This is a genomic window from Proteus sp. G4415 (genome assembly GCF_963896075.1).
Taxonomy (GTDB): domain Bacteria; phylum Pseudomonadota; class Gammaproteobacteria; order Enterobacterales; family Enterobacteriaceae; genus Proteus; species Proteus mirabilis.
The window spans coordinates 1-15544 of record NZ_CAWQOK010000101.1; the positions used below are offsets into that span (position 1 = coordinate 1).

17 protein-coding genes and 1 tRNA gene are annotated in these 15544 nt (G+C 37.6%); 10 read left to right on the forward strand and 8 right to left on the reverse strand.

The window, feature by feature from the left end; all coding sequences use genetic code 11:
- The first annotated feature begins 193 nt into the window (after positions 1-193).
- Together AACU95_RS11555 and AACU95_RS11560 are read left to right on the forward strand one after the other, a co-directional pair.
- Entirely contained in the window at positions 194-526 is a 333-nt protein-coding gene (locus AACU95_RS11555) for a DUF1971 domain-containing protein (RefSeq protein ID WP_004247785.1), read from the forward strand.
- Between the two features lie 2 nt (positions 527-528).
- On the forward strand, positions 529-873 hold the full coding sequence (locus tag AACU95_RS11560; protein WP_104731574.1) for a DUF1869 domain-containing protein: 345 nt from the start codon (positions 529-531) through the stop codon (positions 871-873).
- Between the two features lie 233 nt (positions 874-1106).
- Here AACU95_RS11560 and AACU95_RS11565 read toward each other — a convergent pair whose 3' ends face one another.
- Together AACU95_RS11565 and AACU95_RS11570 are read right to left on the reverse strand one after the other, a co-directional pair.
- Entirely contained in the window at positions 1107-1637 is a 531-nt protein-coding gene (locus AACU95_RS11565) for a GNAT family N-acetyltransferase (RefSeq protein ID WP_004247783.1), read from the reverse strand.
- Between the two features lie 193 nt (positions 1638-1830).
- Positions 1831-1918, reverse strand: a tRNA-Ser gene (locus AACU95_RS11570).
- A 180-nt stretch (positions 1919-2098) separates the two neighbouring features.
- Here AACU95_RS11570 and tusE point away from each other — a divergent pair.
- Positions 2099-2428, forward strand: coding sequence for a sulfurtransferase TusE (gene tusE / locus AACU95_RS11575; protein ID WP_004244693.1), 330 nt, complete (start codon positions 2099-2101; stop codon positions 2426-2428).
- A 2-nt stretch (positions 2429-2430) separates the two neighbouring features.
- On the opposite strand, the gene AACU95_RS11580 is transcribed toward tusE, so the two are convergent.
- The gene (locus AACU95_RS11580; RefSeq protein WP_004244692.1) at positions 2431-2715 is read right to left on the reverse strand and encodes an acylphosphatase; all 285 of its coding nucleotides are present in this window, start codon (positions 2713-2715) and stop codon (positions 2431-2433) included.
- Positions 2716-2914: 199 nt separating this feature from the next.
- Between AACU95_RS11580 and hspQ the strand changes: the two genes are divergently transcribed.
- The gene (hspQ, locus tag AACU95_RS11585) at positions 2915-3235 is read left to right on the forward strand and encodes a heat shock protein HspQ (protein WP_004244691.1); all 321 of its coding nucleotides are present in this window, start codon (positions 2915-2917) and stop codon (positions 3233-3235) included.
- 64 nt (positions 3236-3299) lie between these two features.
- On the opposite strand, the gene AACU95_RS11590 is transcribed toward hspQ, so the two are convergent.
- A complete protein-coding gene (locus AACU95_RS11590) occupies positions 3300-3713 on the reverse strand; it encodes a CoA-binding protein (RefSeq protein WP_004247691.1) in 414 nt (137 codons plus the stop codon).
- A gap of 139 nt (positions 3714-3852) precedes the next feature.
- On the opposite strand from AACU95_RS11590, the gene AACU95_RS11595 reads away from it, so the two are divergent.
- Positions 3853-4311, forward strand: coding sequence for a methylglyoxal synthase (locus AACU95_RS11595; RefSeq protein ID WP_004244689.1), 459 nt, complete (start codon positions 3853-3855; stop codon positions 4309-4311).
- 4 nt (positions 4312-4315) lie between these two features.
- Here the strand turns inward: AACU95_RS11595 and helD are convergent, their stop codons facing one another.
- Positions 4316-6367 (reverse strand): DNA helicase IV, encoded by a 2052-nt coding sequence (gene helD, locus AACU95_RS11600; RefSeq protein WP_074561760.1) that lies wholly within the window; start codon positions 6365-6367, stop codon positions 4316-4318.
- A 115-nt stretch (positions 6368-6482) separates the two neighbouring features.
- On the opposite strand from helD, the gene yccS reads away from it, so the two are divergent.
- Positions 6483-8657, forward strand: coding sequence for a YccS family putative transporter (yccS, locus tag AACU95_RS11605; protein ID WP_017628410.1), 2175 nt, complete (start codon positions 6483-6485; stop codon positions 8655-8657).
- Positions 8658-8786: 129 nt separating this feature from the next.
- Here the strand turns inward: yccS and AACU95_RS11610 are convergent, their stop codons facing one another.
- Positions 8787-9401 (reverse strand): TfoX/Sxy family DNA transformation protein, encoded by a 615-nt coding sequence (locus AACU95_RS11610; protein WP_049211659.1) that lies wholly within the window; start codon positions 9399-9401, stop codon positions 8787-8789.
- Between the two features lie 226 nt (positions 9402-9627).
- Between AACU95_RS11610 and sulA the strand changes: the two genes are divergently transcribed.
- A complete protein-coding gene (sulA, locus tag AACU95_RS11615; RefSeq protein ID WP_004247687.1) occupies positions 9628-10182 on the forward strand; it encodes an SOS-induced cell division inhibitor SulA in 555 nt (184 codons plus the stop codon).
- A gap of 348 nt (positions 10183-10530) precedes the next feature.
- Positions 10531-11619, forward strand: coding sequence for a porin OmpA (ompA, locus tag AACU95_RS11620; RefSeq protein WP_004247686.1), 1089 nt, complete (start codon positions 10531-10533; stop codon positions 11617-11619).
- Positions 11620-11783: 164 nt separating this feature from the next.
- On the opposite strand, the gene matP is transcribed toward ompA, so the two are convergent.
- The gene (gene matP / locus AACU95_RS11625; protein ID WP_004244682.1) at positions 11784-12251 is read right to left on the reverse strand and encodes a macrodomain Ter protein MatP; all 468 of its coding nucleotides are present in this window, start codon (positions 12249-12251) and stop codon (positions 11784-11786) included.
- 364 nt (positions 12252-12615) lie between these two features.
- On the opposite strand from matP, the gene AACU95_RS11630 reads away from it, so the two are divergent.
- On the forward strand, positions 12616-14358 hold the full coding sequence (locus tag AACU95_RS11630) for an AAA family ATPase (RefSeq protein WP_141191952.1): 1743 nt from the start codon (positions 12616-12618) through the stop codon (positions 14356-14358).
- Positions 14359-14441: 83 nt separating this feature from the next.
- Positions 14442-14960: a bifunctional 3-hydroxydecanoyl-ACP dehydratase/trans-2-decenoyl-ACP isomerase gene (gene fabA / locus AACU95_RS11635; RefSeq protein ID WP_004244680.1), complete on the forward strand. Its 519-nt coding sequence runs from the start codon at positions 14442-14444 to the stop codon at positions 14958-14960.
- Positions 14961-15275: 315 nt separating this feature from the next.
- On the opposite strand, the gene rmf is transcribed toward fabA, so the two are convergent.
- Complete coding sequence (gene rmf / locus AACU95_RS11640; protein WP_004244679.1) at positions 15276-15446, reverse strand: ribosome modulation factor; 171 nt, start codon at positions 15444-15446, stop codon at positions 15276-15278.
- Between the last annotated feature and the right edge of the window lie 98 nt (positions 15447-15544).

Below are 15544 nucleotides of genomic sequence, written 5' to 3' on the forward strand. Positions count from 1 at the left end.
AATAAAAACAAATAGTTAGAGCTAAATCGAATAACTAATCATCTAAATATCATTAAATTGCATTTGAAATACTTCTTTATTGGCGGTAAATTTTGGTCAAAGAAGAAATAATTTATCAGGTGATTTATCTCTGTTTTTTATTTTCACTAAGATAAAAAGCAACAAAATAACTGGCAATAATAAGGGAGAAGCAATGAAACGTATCATTATTCCCACAAACTATATTCATATACGAACAACGCCTTTTTGGACAAGGGAGACAGCCCCTAAATCAATCTGGGAGAGACATTTAGACAAAGGCACCCAGCAAGGGGTATACCCTAGATTATCCGTGATGCAAGGCACTATTATTTATTATGCCTATGCCGATCAATATAGCCCAAAGCCTACCGAAACCTTAGTGATTAAGGAGGGTGAGTTTGGTGTATTTCCACCAGAAACTTGGCACAGAATTGAAGCACAAACTGAAGACACCGTGTTTAATATCGACTTTTATGTTGACCCCAAAATACTTGCTGAAGGTTAAAAATGACTATGGAAAATGATAATAAAGGTTATTTATTGACACTTATTTGTGATAACAGTAATGATAAAGTAGAGAAAATCTTCCTTAATCCTAAGATACTTTATATTCCTGATGTTGCCGCTAAAGAAATTTTGTTATTAACTAACGAATTAAAGGGCAAAATAGATCTCTCAGCCCAAGCGCTGACTTTAACGCTCACCAATAAAAATAATGGTGTTTCAGTGGATAAAGAATGCGAGATAAAAGATTTACTTGATCCTGATATGGCGAGTCTAATGGTTAAAGATTTAATCAATATCGTCCGTGGTTATGATATGGATGAAGAAGCCAATGTTTGTGGTTGGTAAATTAAAAATTAATCAACAATTAAAGCAGTCACTATCTCATTCTATAAAGGAAATAGAGTTAATAAGCTACTAAATGATGAATACAATATCTTATTCATCATTTAGTACATTAACGATTGTTAATAATTAAATTTTTTAATCGTTAATTTAAAAATAAGCTCTAGGACTGGGGCTTATTTTGGTGTATTTAGAAAAATATCATATATAGCAAAATGATATTAACTTATTTTTATTTAACTATTACTCTCAGGCTTAAGTTTAAACATAATGGTTGTAGCCTCAAACTTACCATCAACTGCTTGAGCAAACTCAGGAATTTCACCACTAACTTGCCAACCAAGAAAGCGATATAGACTCACCGTCATACCTTTTGTAATGGTATCTAAAGTTAAAAGTGTTATCCCTCTCTCCCATGCTATTTGTTCAGCCTTTTGCATCAATTGCTGTGCTATTCCTTTATGCCTATGATCAGGGGATACTAATAGTTTGCAAATCTCCCCACGATGTTTGCCGTTTGGTTTAGTGCATAATTCAAGACCAACAACACCGACTATTTGTCCGTCAATCACTGCAGTAATTAATTTAAACGTATTTGTTGATAATGAGTGATTAACACTAAGCCAATAATTTCTCATATCATCTACTTGAGTTTCTGCGTCAGTATACCCAACACTTGCCCCACCAAGGACACATCTATATAACAATTTGGTGAGTTGTTCTATTTTAATTTCACTTATTTTGTCATCATAACAATAAATCATCATATTGATTGTCCCCAGTCGTAAATATATTCAACCATAATCTATTTGAAATATTTAGAGGTTACAATAATGCTCAATACTCTTTATACAAACAGAAATTTGAATAATTATGAATAAAACTGTTGACTAGGAAATTTGTTTTTAGTGGATCAAAGGAAGTTAAGGAGACTTCAGGAGACGCTAGAAGGCATTGAGATGGCGGAGGAGGAGAGATTCGAACTCTCGGATGGTTTCCCATCGGCGGTTTTCAAGACCGCTGCCTTCAGCCGCTCGGCCACCCCTCCGCAATGGGGAGCAATATAAACATCCACGCTTATATTGTAAAGCCCTTATTGTCTTGTTTGGCGTAATTTTAAACGCCCTTTGATTTAACAGCTTAATTTATCAACGATTTACGCATTAGACTTGGGTATTACGGTTATTTTTGCTAAATTAAATGATTATTTTTGATTGGTTAGAAACACATGTTTGTATTTAACGGACAACAAATCGAGACAGATAGTCACGGTTATTTAAAAAACAGCAATGAATGGACCGAAGAGATGGTGCCAATATTAGCTGAACTTGAAGAAATTGAACTCACAGAGCAACATTGGGAAATTATCCGTTTTGTGCGCCAGTTTTATTTAGAGTTTAATACCTCACCGGCGATCCGAATGTTAGTGAAAGCATTAGCACAAAAATATGGCGATGAAAAAGGCAATAGCCGTTATCTATATCGCTTATTCCCTAAAGGTCCAGCTAAACAGGCAACGAAGCTCGCGGGCTTACCTAAACCTGTCAAATGTATTTAATACTAAGATGCATAATGGCGGATTGAAAAGTCTGCCATTTCTTCATATTGGCATGGTGTTGCCGACCAGAATACAATCTTACTCCCTATTGGTCCTCCAGCAGCCAACCAATCTTCTATTTTTCTCAGTACCTGCTCTTCAGCAAAAGCTCTGATCCCCACACTGCCATCATCACGATTCCACACATAACCCGTAATAGGCTGCTTTTTCATCCATTGATAAGTATGAAAGCGGAAACCGACACCTTGTACACGACCTTGAATAATATATTCTCTACCAACCTTCATTTACCTACCCTCCAAACTTACATGTGACGCAAAAATTCCGATAAGATTGTTGTCTTTTCTTTATACAATAGATAATCTGATTTTGTGAGGTTTGCATTTACACTGGATAACGACGTGTTTAATTTTGTTACACCTTGAAATTTCACTTTATGCCCTCATATACAGAAATTAATAAAGCAAGGTTTTACGGAGGTGATAAATGATGATCGCCAGCAAATTTGGAATAGGCCAGCAGGTTAGACATAAACTACTCGGTTATTTAGGTGTAGTTGTTGATGTGGATGCTGAATATTCCCTTGATCAACCTAACGAGGATGATATTGCATCTAATATGACCTTGCGATCAGCGCCTTGGTATCATGTTGTCATGGAAGATGATGAAGGACAACCGGTTCATACCTATTTAGCTGAAGCTCAAATAACTTATGAACTCTCAGATGAGCATTTAGATAATGACTCAATGGATGAGTTGTCACAATCAATCCGCAACCAATTACAGGCTCCGCGATTAAGAAACTAATTTTCTTCCATTCTTAACCTTAATGATAATCGCCGAATACATTTCGGCGATTTTACTCTGCCTATTACCAAGGCAATCCGTGGGCTTCTATCTCTTTTTTAGGACAGCGATCCATAACCACACGCAACCCCGATTGTTCAGCTAATGCTTTTGCTTCTTCATTGATCACACCTATCTGTAACCATAAAACTTTAGCATTAATTTTAATCGCTTCTTTGGCAATCTCGAGCGCTGCTGCTGATTGACGAAATACATCTACCATATCAATCGCCACAGGAATATCTTGCAAATGACCATAACATTGCTGGCCTAATATTGTTTCCCCTGCCATACCCGGATTAACGGGGATCACCTCATAGCCTTGCTCTAATAAGAATTTCATGACTTTATAACTAGGGCGATCTTCTTTATGACTTGCACCAACCAGTGCAATTGTTTTGACACTTCTTAGAATGTCATAAATCTCTGAATCAACCATTTATATGCTCCGTTATCAGCAGGAAGATTGAAAATCTTATGATACATCATAGTATCTTGTTCCGCTCATAGCTTGTAAGATAAAAAAAAGGTATGTTGACAACTGGAATAATAACTGTATTTATTTTTAAAGGTAGCAAATGGAACAAATTGACCGCACACTCGCCACAGAAAAAAATATTGCGTTAGTTGCACATGATCACTGTAAAAGCTCATTGCTTGAATGGGTTAAAAACAACAGTGAACAGCTTTCTCACCATAAGTTATTTGCCACAGGAACAACAGGAAATCTGGTTAATCACCATACAGGATTAGAGGTCACTCAGATGTTAAGTGGCCCCATGGGAGGTGATCAACAAATTGGTGCTATGATCGCAGAAAAGAAAATTGATATTCTTATTTTCTTTTGGGATCCACTCAATGCCGTTCCTCATGATCCAGATGTGAAAGCGCTGTTACGCCTAGCAACAGTCTGGAATATTCCCGTAGCAACCAATCGTGCGACGGCTAATTTTCTTATTTCGTCCCCTCTTTTTTCACAAGAGTCAAAAATTAAAATTCCCGACTATGAAGGTTATTTAAAAGAACGTTTAAAATAATGCCTTATGGTTTTTTTTGCGTAGGGACACCTTGAGATTTTAATTCTGACACAAAACAAGATGGTTGTTGTTTATTAAATAATAACCATACTTGTTTTTTTGCTCTTGTTAATGCCACATACATTAATCGGCGCTCTTCAGCATCAGGATAGTCTTCAACAGGGGGTAATAAAGCGGTTTCTATAATCGACTCTCTTGCCGGAGCTGGAAATCCGTCTTTACCCGATTGTAAACCTAATATAATCACATAATCAGCTTGTTGACCTTTTGAAGCATGAAAAGTCATAAACTGTAATTTTAATTTGGGCCAGCGCGTTTTCGCCTTTTTCAATAAATCAGGTTGTAAGTAATGATAACGCGCTAATAAAAGGATCGTTTCATCGTCACTGACATAACCACTCATTTTATTTAATAAACTTTCTAATTGATCATCCGGCAATAATACAACAGCTTTTTTATTACCTTTTGTTAAGCTATTTAAAGGCTTAGCTAATTGATTAGGATTTTGTTGAATAAATGTATTGGCAACGTCACCTATAGTCGAATTAAAACGATAAGTGGTATCTAATGCACACTCAGCACCATCACCAAAAGATTGATGAAACGCTGTTGTTAGTAATAATTCAGCCCCACTAAAGCGATAAATAGCTTGCCAGTCATCACCAACTGCAAATAATGAAGTTTGTGTATTTTGTTGTTTTAACGCATTTAATAGTGCTGCTCTTAGTGGTGAAATATCTTGGAATTCATCCACCAGAATATGTTTCCAAGGACTGACGAAACGCCCTTTTTCTATCAGATTAATGGCTTGATGTAATAGCCCTGAAAAATCAATGGCATTCTCTTCTTTTAATGCGGTTTTCCATGCCTTTAACAGTGGTGCTAATAGTTTTAAATACTTTTTAAATGCATCCGTATATTCTGCAGGCACAGAATCAATCATTGTTTTTTGGCTACCACCTTGCATTCTTAATAAACTGATCCACCGCTCTAACCTTACGGCAACTTGATTTTCTAATTTTTTATCATGCCAAAATTCCCCATCAGGGATCTCCCATGCTAGCTCTTCAGATAACCACTCACGCCAGCCTTTCGCTTGTGCTTTTTTCTGCTGACACTGCTCACGCCACTGCGTTAGCAAAAGTGTTCTTCTCTTTTCACTATTGATTTCTAATTCGCTGATCTTGGGTTGTTTTTTAGTTGACTGTTGGATAATAAATAATGCCAATGCATGAAAGGTTTTCGCCGTAATATCAGCGTTTAAGCGCTCAGATAAACGTTGGTTCATCTCTTCAGCGGCTTTACGTCCAAAAGCCAATAGTAGAATTTGTTCAGAGGTTGCTAGTTTACGACGTAACAACCACCCTGCTCTTGCCACTAGTACCGACGTTTTACCACTACCAGCACCCGCTAATACCAATATATTATCTTCACCGTTGATAACGGCTTTACATTGCGATTCATTTAAAGGCAATGTTTCAATGGTAGTAAAAAACTCCGCATGCTCTGTCAACATACGGGTGATCCATTGCTCATTTTCTTGCGCAATTAATGCCTTACCTTGCTGTAACCACTGTAAACAGCGTTGATAATGCACCTTACAGTTATCAAATTGAGCAAGTCGTTCCAGAGGAAGAGGAATAGCAGAAAAACTTTCTTGGATTGCCTGTTGAATACCGGCTAACTGGTTTTGCTTTATCCATTTATCGCTTTGAATTATATCTTGGATAGAAGAGAGTTGCTTTTCAAGTACTTGCGCCGTTATCTCACTCATCTCTTGGCTCCATATTTGCCAAGTTTGATAAAGATAGCGGTAAAATTGTTGCGTTTCTTCCCAGTCCGTTCCATGCAAACGAACCACTTTATTGTCGGGCAGTAAAAACTCTAACTCTCCCCACACAATGCCTTTTTTACAAAAAATGTCGATCAATTCATTAAAAGGAATTAAATATTGATGCTTTTCACCACTGACCTCAATACCCGCATTTAACAATTTTACCCTGTTATAAGGATGCTGAGCTAAACGTTGTCCCATTGGGGTTGATTTCAGTTCCATTCTGTAATTCCTACAATAAATAACAAATAGTCTGTCGTTAAACTCTTTTTTATCTGTAATAAACCCTATATTCTAAGAGGTAATTATCTCCATCTTGTTTATTTAAGGGCTTTTTGTGTTCAATTTGTTTAATGGCGCCCGCCGATTTATCTATAATAGCCACTTTTTATATTATATTCGCATAATAATCGCACTTACGGGAACGACTTTATTTCCATGGGCTTTAGGACAAGAACCAAAATATACTATACCTCTTACATTAGGTGTTGTCGCAGCCGCATTAACTGACTTAGATGATAGGCTTGTGGGCCGCTTAAGAAACCTTGTGATCACCTTATGTTGTTTCTTATTAGCATCAACATCTATCGGATTACTCTACCCTTACCCTATTTTATTCTTTTGTGGTCTTGCTATCTCCACTTGGGGGTTTATTTTATTAGGCGCCTTGGGTCAGCGTTATGCTACCATCGCCTTTGGTGCGCTATTAATCGCTATTTATACCATGTTAGGTATGCCGATTTTCCCAGAATGGCATGAACAACCTATTTGGCTCCTTTTAGGCGCGATTTGGTATAATTTGCTTACCTTAATTGGTCACCTACTTTTCCCTATTCGTCCCGTTCAAGATAGCCTTACGCGTTATTATCAGCAGCTTTCCGCTTATCTAGAAGCCAAGGCCGCATTATTTGATCCCGATATTGAAGGTGATCAACAGCAATTACTGTATAACTTGGCATTGGCTAATAATCAGTTAATTGAGGCCATGAGCCAAACTAAACTAACATTACTAAGCCGTTTAAAAGGTGATAGGGGCCAGCGTAGCAGTCGTTTCACATTGCATTATTACTTTGTGGCTCAAGATATTCATGAACGGGCCAGCTCTTCTCATATTCAATATCAATTACTGAGTGATAGATTACGCCACAGTGATGTCCTTTTCCGCTTTCAGCGCTTACTGTCAATGCAAGCAAGAGCCTGCGAACAAGTCGCTCAATCTATTCTTTGGCATAAAAAGTACCAACATAATCCTCATTTTGAACGTGCAATCACTCATTTAGAAAATGCACTTAATAATGTAAAAAACAGTACTTCTGATCCACAAATTATTGCGCCACTCTATAATTTATTACAAAACTTACAGGGCATCGATGCTTTATTAAAAAGTATTAGTACAGAGCAATATCAAATCTCTCATGACCAAAAAGAAGAAACTCAGTTATCTGATGAAGGGCTTACTGGGTGGCGAGATATTGTGCTAAGAATAAAAGGTCACTTAACACCAAAATCAGCCCTATTTAGACATGCGGTACGAATGTCACTTGTCTTATGTATAGGTTATGTGATCATCCAGTTTTTTGATTTGCATCGAGGGTACTGGATTTTATTAACCAGTTTGTTTGTTTGTCAGCCTAACTATAATGCGACACGTAGACGATTAACATTACGGGTCAGTGGCACTATTATTGGTATTTTAATTGGTTTCCCTATTCTCTATTTTGTGCCTTCCATCGAAGGTCAATTAGTGCTTATTGTTGTGACAGGTACGCTCTTTTTTGCTTTCCGAACCGTACAATACGCTCATGCCACTTTGTTTATTACCCTACTCGTTTTATTAAGTTTTAATTTATTAGGTGAAGGCTATGATGTCGCACTACCGCGGATCATTGATACGTTAATTGGTTGTGCTATTGCCTGGTTTGCAGTCAGTTTTATTTGGCCGGATTGGAAGTTCCGTCAGTTGCCATTGCTCATCCAAAAAACCATGACCAATAACTGCTACTATCTTGATGCGATCCTCATTCAGTATTATCAAGGAAGAGATAATAGCGTTAATTATCGTATTGCACGTCGTAATGCACATAGCAGTGATGGTGAGTTAGCATCTTTAATTTCTAACATGTCATCAGAGCCTAAAAGCTTTCAAACCTCTCAAGAAGAAGCATTTAAATTACTTTGTTTAAATCATACTTTACTGAGCTATATTTCAGCGTTAGGTGTTCATCGTTGCAAAATTGAAGATGAAGCGGTACTCACCCTGCTTAATGATACTGTCTGTTATATTGATTCAGCGTTAAGACGTAAAAAACCACAAGATAATGATTTTATACAATCTCACGATCAACTTATCGCACGTGTTAATGCACAACCAAGTTCAGATAACGCCCGTATTCAATTAGTGTTAACGCAAATACGCTTGTTACTGGATTTACTGCCACAAATTGTCAATTGCATTGAGCTAATTGAGCAAACAGAATGGCAAAGCGATAAAGATAAATTAGCTACAGCTTAATGGATAAAAAGTTATTTTCTCTAATGTTCTAATAGAAATTAGAGAAAATAACAGACTCTATTGGCTTAAGTTTGCTCTTATTCCGTTATTCCTGTTCATTCTACAGTACTCAAGTCCGAGTACTGTAGTTTAATAGGATTTAACGGATAACTCTTTATACCAATTTAACAATTCCATTTTTAATTGACTAGGTAACACAGAGCGATGACAGCCAACAATAGCACCTGCTAACGCAAGCAATAAGTCGCTATTTCCTTGCTTAGGTTGCGCAATCAGTTTTAAATAACATGCCTTCGCACCGATCGTACGTAATTCCTCGATACGGTTAATCCCAACTTGATTCAGCTTTTTCTCTAATGCTATGCCCAAATTGGGTAAATCTTTGATACGACGAGGCTGCTTTTGCTGCCCTAAAAACTCCTGAGTACTATAGTGATATGCAAAATCGATATATTGATTGAGCTTAGCGCTATTATGCCATATTGCTTGCGTAATACGATAATAGCGCAATGTAATGGGGATACCTTTTTTTAGATAGACGTATGCATCCATGTTGTTTGCTTTATAGAGTGTTTCAACAAAACCACTCCCTTTTAAATAAAATTCATTATCAGCAGTAATCGCAAAGATAACCTCATCAACCATTAAGCTATAACCGCCGAATTGAGACTTCTTACTTAACTTTCCATATTCCGCTACGCGCGATAATAAATGAGCCTTCCTTTGCTCAGGTAAAATTGACATCAGTTCTCCAAACCACAAAAAATATTTTTTATCTTAAAATTCAAATATATGACTGTATTCTTGATGGTTAAGACAATAAATAAATGTCCTTTTTTTGCCAATAGTTACCCGCTCAAAAATATGAATTTACATAAATTTTGAGAGCAACTTTCAAAAAATTGATCTTGATTTAAGTGAAACTCAGGTATACTGTATATACATACAGTACATATTGAACGAGGTAAATATGAAACTCTCAACATCATCTTTGGCAAGACAAAATGGCCTTTTCCAAGAGATCTCTACTGAGGTATTACCTCTCTCTATGGCCTCCGATGCAATTACAACAACAATGCCCGATAATAGACAAGGCATGGTAAGTGAACTGCTTTACCAAAATCCCTTGATGATTAACCACATCTTACTACCTCTGTTAAAACAGTATAGCCATGAATCACGTTGGTTACTGTGGTTAAGTCCACAACAAAAATTAAATCGTAGTTGGTTAAAAGAAACCGGCTTACCCCTGAATAAAATCATTCAACTCAATCATGTTGATTCAATTAATACTGTGGAATTAATGGAGAAAGCGCTACTAAGTGGAAACTACAGTGTAGTATTGGGTTGGTTACCAGAAATATCGTCAGAAGAGATGAAAAGATTAGAATATGCTGCCAGCATCGGTAAAGCGTTAGGTTTTATCATGCGACAACAAAACAGTAATCATATCCAAATAGAAAACAATAATTCCTCTAAACGACATTTAAACTCGATAAAAATTCATTCAAATCACTACCATTAGTGAAATTTAAGAGTTTTCCTAATACTCATAACGCAACATTATCATTTAAGATAAGTCATAATCAATTGTAACTTAAATCATATGGTTACAAGAAATTTAACAAAAATATAGAATAATTCTTATTGTGAATAACGGCCGATCTTTTTAAAATTTTAAGTCGAATTTTAAAGGGATACTTGTAACTTTTTAAGTTCATTGTAGACTTTATATCGTTAAGGTTATGCTTTAAATCCCGTTTTTGGGGATCATCATTTGATGAAAGCATCGAATTCCTAACAATAATTTAACCAAGGGCAAATAATAAGGCTTAAAGCCAAATGCCTAACTTGGATGATAACGAGGCGTAAAATGAAAAAGACAGCTATCGCATTAGCAGTGGCAGTGGCAGCTTTCGCAACTGCAGCGCAAGCAGCTCCAAAAGACAATACTTGGTATACCGGTGGTAAATTAGGTTGGTCTCAGTATCAAAGTACTGGTAACAATTGGGACGGCGTGAATATCGGTAACGGTAGCACACACAAAGACCAAATTGGTGCTGGTGCATTTGCTGGTTATCAGTACAACCAATACTTAGGTTTTGAACTGGGTTATGACTGGTTAGGTCGTATGGCTTATAAAGGTTCATACAACAACGGTGCATTCAAAGCTCAAGGTATCCAATTAACCACTAAATTAAGCTATCCAGTAATGGATGACTTAGACGTTTATACACGTTTAGGTGGTATGGTATGGCGTGCAGATTCAACTGCAACTATTAATGCAACTTCAGCAGGAACTCAAAAACGTTTCTCTGAAAATGATACTGGCGTTTCTCCAGTATTCGCATTAGGTACTGAATACGCGATCACTCCTAACATTGCTACTCGTCTTGAGTATCAGTGGATCAACAACATCGGTGATAAAGGTACTCTGAACGCTCGTCCAGACAATGGTATGCTGAGTGTTGGTGTTGCTTACCGTTTCAACCAAGAAACTCCAGCTCCAGTTGTTGAGCCAGCTCCAGTAGTTGCTCCAGCTCCAGTTGTTGAGAACAAAACCTTTACTCTGCGTTCAGACGTTCTGTTCAACTACAACAAATCTTCTCTGAAAGCTGAAGGTCAAGAAGCACTGAATGGTCTGTACAATGAATTAGCTAACATCGACCCAACTCAAGGTCGTGTCGTAGTTATCGGTTACACTGACCGTATCGGTTCTCAAAACTACAACCTGCCTCTGTCAGAAAAACGTGCTCAATCTGTAGTTGATTACCTGGTATCTAAAGGTATTCCTGCAAACAGCATCTCTGCAGAAGGTCGTGGTAAAGAAAACCCAGTAACTGGCAACACTTGTGACAACATCAAAGCTCGTGCAGCTCTGATCGATTGCTTAGCGCCAGACCGTCGTGTAGAAATCGAAATCCAAGGTACAACTGAAGTTGTTGTTCAACCTGGTCAATAATTCAAATAGTAGAGACATCTACTGTAATGAATTCTAAAAAAACCCTGCTTCGGCAGGGTTTTTCTTTTGATGATGACTTTAAATAATTAGCAGAGATATTCTCTATACCTCTTAAGTTAACGCTATACTGATGATCTCTCGATAATAAACAACGCTATTGTCATCTACTCTTTTTTCTGTTTGTCTCGTTCTAGTAACTCAATTAGGCCATCTTTTAGGTTATGTACTTTTAGTGCATATTGCTCTTTTCGCTCCGCATCTTCGATAAGCTGGACAATCGTTTCTGATAATGTCAAACCTCGGCGCTGAGATAGTGCTGATAGGCGTTGCCAAACTTTAAAAGTTAAATCGATAGATTTTTTACGCGTATGCTGATGTTCAGCATTAAAATAACGCTTTCTTCGAGCACGAATAGTTTGCTTCATTCTATTCGATAACTCAGGGTTCATATGTAAATTGATCCATTCAAGGACTTTTAATGGTTGAGACTCAAGACGTAATAGTTGCTCAACCACTTCATCGGCGGCGCTCTTTTCGACATAACGGGTGATTAATTCACCTTCGCGATGTTTTTTTACCAAATAAGCCCACTTCCAGCCACATTCTAGATTTTCTAACTGTTGATATTTCATACAAATCACCGTGACAACGTAACTATATACTAGCATATCAACAATTTTGCCAAAAAACTGCCTTAAACCGAATATTTTTGCTTAAATTATCACCAAAAAAGATAAGTAGCTTTTGTTACCTCCCACCGCCAAATGTCAGAAGGGATAGTTTTCTAACCACGTTGTGATAGAATCGTGCGTCGCTATAATAAAACAATACATTCAATTTAATAGGTTATAGCAAAAATAATGGCAATGTATATTCCCGGCCAAAAGTATAGACATAATATAACTGTCAATAGCTGTCTTATTGCAGGATAGATACCAGCTATTAACGCTTTATGTTAACTTCCATGTTCACTACTCAATAATAAAAACGGTAACCTTGAAAAACAACGAATTAGAATGGCAGGCGTTACGCCCAGATTACGCCTCCTACCAGACTTTCTTTCAAACAGCATCGCAATTGCCTGCATCTTCACTTCGTGAGGTTCAACCTCGCTTGTATGAAAGCTTACAGTGGCTAAATAATGCAGAAGCAGGCCAATTTATGCTGTTAAAAGCAGAAGATTCTACTGCTTATTTCGAAACACTCGCTGATACATTACAACAAACAGAGATAAAAACTTATCCTGTTGTAGGTGCCTATCAAGCTGAATCTAACCAAATTTATTGGCAAGAAAATGTAGAAGGCTCATTTTCATCATCAGAATCTATTGCTTGTTGCCAATGGATAGAGCCAGAACAACTTTTTGGTTCATTTTATTATCATAAAGATAAGCTCCTCGTTAACCCAGGACTGTTGCATAAAGTCAATGGTGGTATTTTAGTCTTATCCATTAAAACGCTCTTAGCACAACCTTTAATGTGGTTCCGACTGAAAAAGATGGTTGAAGAGCAACGCTTTGAATGGTTAGTGTGGAATGACCATCAAGCCCTTCCTTTGCCTATTGAAGCCATGCCCCTTCACTTGCGTGTTATTTTAGTGGGCGATCGCCTAAGCTTAGAAGAGCTTGAGTTTATGGAGCCTAATATCAGCAGTACGGCACTATATGGCGAATATGAATACGATATGTATTTAGAAGATGAAACCGCCCTGAGCCAATGGTGTGGTTTTGTTAATGGACTTTGCCAAAAATATCGTCTTCCTTCATTATCTGCTGATGCTTGGCAAGTATTACTGACTCAGGGCGCAAGAGAGCATGAAGATCAGCTTATCTTATCTCTCGATCTTGAATTCATATTACGCCAATTGCGTTATGCCATACGTTTTAATCATGATGCTTATCTTGGTGCTGAGGCGCTTAAAAAAGCGCAAGAAAATCGTTTATGGCGACATAGCTACTTATTAGAACGAAGCCGTGATGAAATATTACAAGGCCAAGTCACTATTCACACTGAAGGTGAAATGGTAGGCCAAATAAACGGTCTTTCTGTCTTAGATTATCCCGGTTATCCCGATCTAATTGGCGAGCCAACTCGTATTACCTGTGTGGCTCATATTGGTGATGGCGAATTGGTCGATATTGAACGAAAAGCAGAATTAGGTGGCAATATCCATGCAAAAGGCATGATGATTATGCAAGCCTACTTAAATTCTGAATTACGATTAGATCAGCCACAACCTTTTAGTGCTTCCGTCGTTTTTGAACAATCTTACGGTGAAGTGGATGGTGATAGTGCCTCACTAGCAGAATTATGTGCGCTAATTAGTACATTGTCACAACACCCAATTGATCAACAAATCGCCGTAACCGGTGCCGTAGATCAATTTGGTCAGGTACAACCTATTGGTGGTGTTAATCAAAAAATTGAAGGCTTTTTTGATATCTGTCAGCAAAGAGGATTAACAGGATCACAAGGGGTTATTATACCGCTGGCGAACGTGCGACATCTTGTTTTAAACGATAGCGTGATACAAGCTGTCAAAGAAAATAAGTTCCATATTTGGCCGGTTGTCCATGTTGCAGAAGCAATTACTTTGCTAACACATCAGCCTTATTACGAAGAACAATGTGAAAATCCACAATCAAATGAACACTTGTTAGCTGTTATTCATGATCGAATAACACAAGCTAATAATCAGGATAGGCCTAAGTTACCTTGGTTCCTGCGCTTATTCAGATAATTCTGTTTCAAGTGATCGGAGTTGTTCAGCGTACAAGTGTAAGCTATTCTGTTACCTTACACTTGATAAAGGCTATATAAACAATGGTTGATAAACGCGAATCTTATTCTAAAGAAGACCTCATTGCTTCAGGCCGTGGTGAATTATTTGGCCAAGATGGCCCACCACTGCCTTCAGGTAATATGCTAATGATGGATCGCATCATTAAAATGACTGAAGATGGCGGCTCCCATAATAAAGGCTTTATCGAAGCAGAATTCGATATCAAGCCAGACTTATGGTTTTTTGATTGCCACTTTGTCAATGATCCTGTTATGCCGGGTTGTTTAGGGCTTGATGCAATGTGGCAACTGGTAGGTTTCTACCTAGGTTGGTTAGGCGGTGAAGGTAAAGGCCGAGCTTTGGGTGTGGGTGAAGTGAAATTCACTGGGCAAATTCTACCAACAGCCAAAAAAGTCACCTATAAAATTGATTTCAAACGTGTTATCAATCGCAAGCTTATTATGGGTATCGCTGACGGTGAAGTTTATGTTGATGGTAAACTGATTTATGAAGCCAAAGATTTAAAAGTCGGCTTATTTAAAGATACCTCAGCATTTTAAGTCAATATTACACATAGATAGATAAGAGCCTATTCTCTTCGATGAGATTAGGCTTTTTCTTTTATGGTGGTATGGTGGTATCTCAGATAAGAGTACTTGGCAAGTTTTCGCCCTACCGTACTTTACAACATAAAAAGGCCTACCGCGGTAGACCTTTTTATTTCCAATTCACAGTTGTTATTTATATTCAAATTGTCCTATGTTCAAGTTATTCATAGGAATATGCATAAATAACCCTCTTTTGATTATCAATTAAATCTTGGTGATAATATTTGCGATAACACAGGTGTCCGCAGTATCACCTCGACGGGTTATTTATTTTGCAAGCCCAGGACGATCTTCCATGGCCTGTCGCCAACCTCCTAGCCAATGTGAACGTGCATCAATGGCAAAATAGGGACACTGCTCTTTTGAACGACCTTGCATACCGGCTTGGTAACCTTTCGATAATGCTCTAGCTAAACGATCTCGTTTCTGTCTTTTCATATTTAGACAACCCTCACGTTCTAAGTTTAAGCGGAAAGATAATGATTGTTTTTCATACAACCACTATAAATTGATACGCTTTATTGAGGATTTAAGCA

What these genes read in the sequence shown, in the direction of transcription:
- AACU95_RS11555 (WP_004247785.1), top strand. Translation starts at nt 194, where the DNA reads ATGAAACGTATCATTATTCCCACAAACTATATTCATATACGAACAACG.
- AACU95_RS11560 (WP_104731574.1), top strand. Translation starts at nt 529, where the DNA reads ATGACTATGGAAAATGATAATAAAGGTTATTTATTGACACTTATTTGT.
- AACU95_RS11565 (WP_004247783.1), bottom strand. Translation starts at nt 1,637, where the DNA reads ATGATGATTTATTGTTATGATGACAAAATAAGTGAAATTAAAATAGAA.
- tusE (WP_004244693.1), top strand. Translation starts at nt 2,099, where the DNA reads ATGTTTGTATTTAACGGACAACAAATCGAGACAGATAGTCACGGTTAT.
- AACU95_RS11580 (WP_004244692.1), bottom strand. Translation starts at nt 2,715, where the DNA reads ATGAAGGTTGGTAGAGAATATATTATTCAAGGTCGTGTACAAGGTGTC.
- hspQ (WP_004244691.1), top strand. Translation starts at nt 2,915, where the DNA reads ATGATGATCGCCAGCAAATTTGGAATAGGCCAGCAGGTTAGACATAAA.
- AACU95_RS11590 (WP_004247691.1), bottom strand. Translation starts at nt 3,713, where the DNA reads ATGGTTGATTCAGAGATTTATGACATTCTAAGAAGTGTCAAAACAATT.
- AACU95_RS11595 (WP_004244689.1), top strand. Translation starts at nt 3,853, where the DNA reads ATGGAACAAATTGACCGCACACTCGCCACAGAAAAAAATATTGCGTTA.
- helD (WP_074561760.1), bottom strand. Translation starts at nt 6,367, where the DNA reads ATGGAACTGAAATCAACCCCAATGGGACAACGTTTAGCTCAGCATCCT.
- AACU95_RS11610 (WP_049211659.1), bottom strand. Translation starts at nt 9,401, where the DNA reads ATGTCAATTTTACCTGAGCAAAGGAAGGCTCATTTATTATCGCGCGTA.
- sulA (WP_004247687.1), top strand. Translation starts at nt 9,628, where the DNA reads ATGAAACTCTCAACATCATCTTTGGCAAGACAAAATGGCCTTTTCCAA.
- ompA (WP_004247686.1), top strand. Translation starts at nt 10,531, where the DNA reads ATGAAAAAGACAGCTATCGCATTAGCAGTGGCAGTGGCAGCTTTCGCA.
- matP (WP_004244682.1), bottom strand. Translation starts at nt 12,251, where the DNA reads ATGAAATATCAACAGTTAGAAAATCTAGAATGTGGCTGGAAGTGGGCT.
- fabA (WP_004244680.1), top strand. Translation starts at nt 14,442, where the DNA reads ATGGTTGATAAACGCGAATCTTATTCTAAAGAAGACCTCATTGCTTCA.
- rmf (WP_004244679.1), bottom strand. Translation starts at nt 15,446, where the DNA reads ATGAAAAGACAGAAACGAGATCGTTTAGCTAGAGCATTATCGAAAGGT.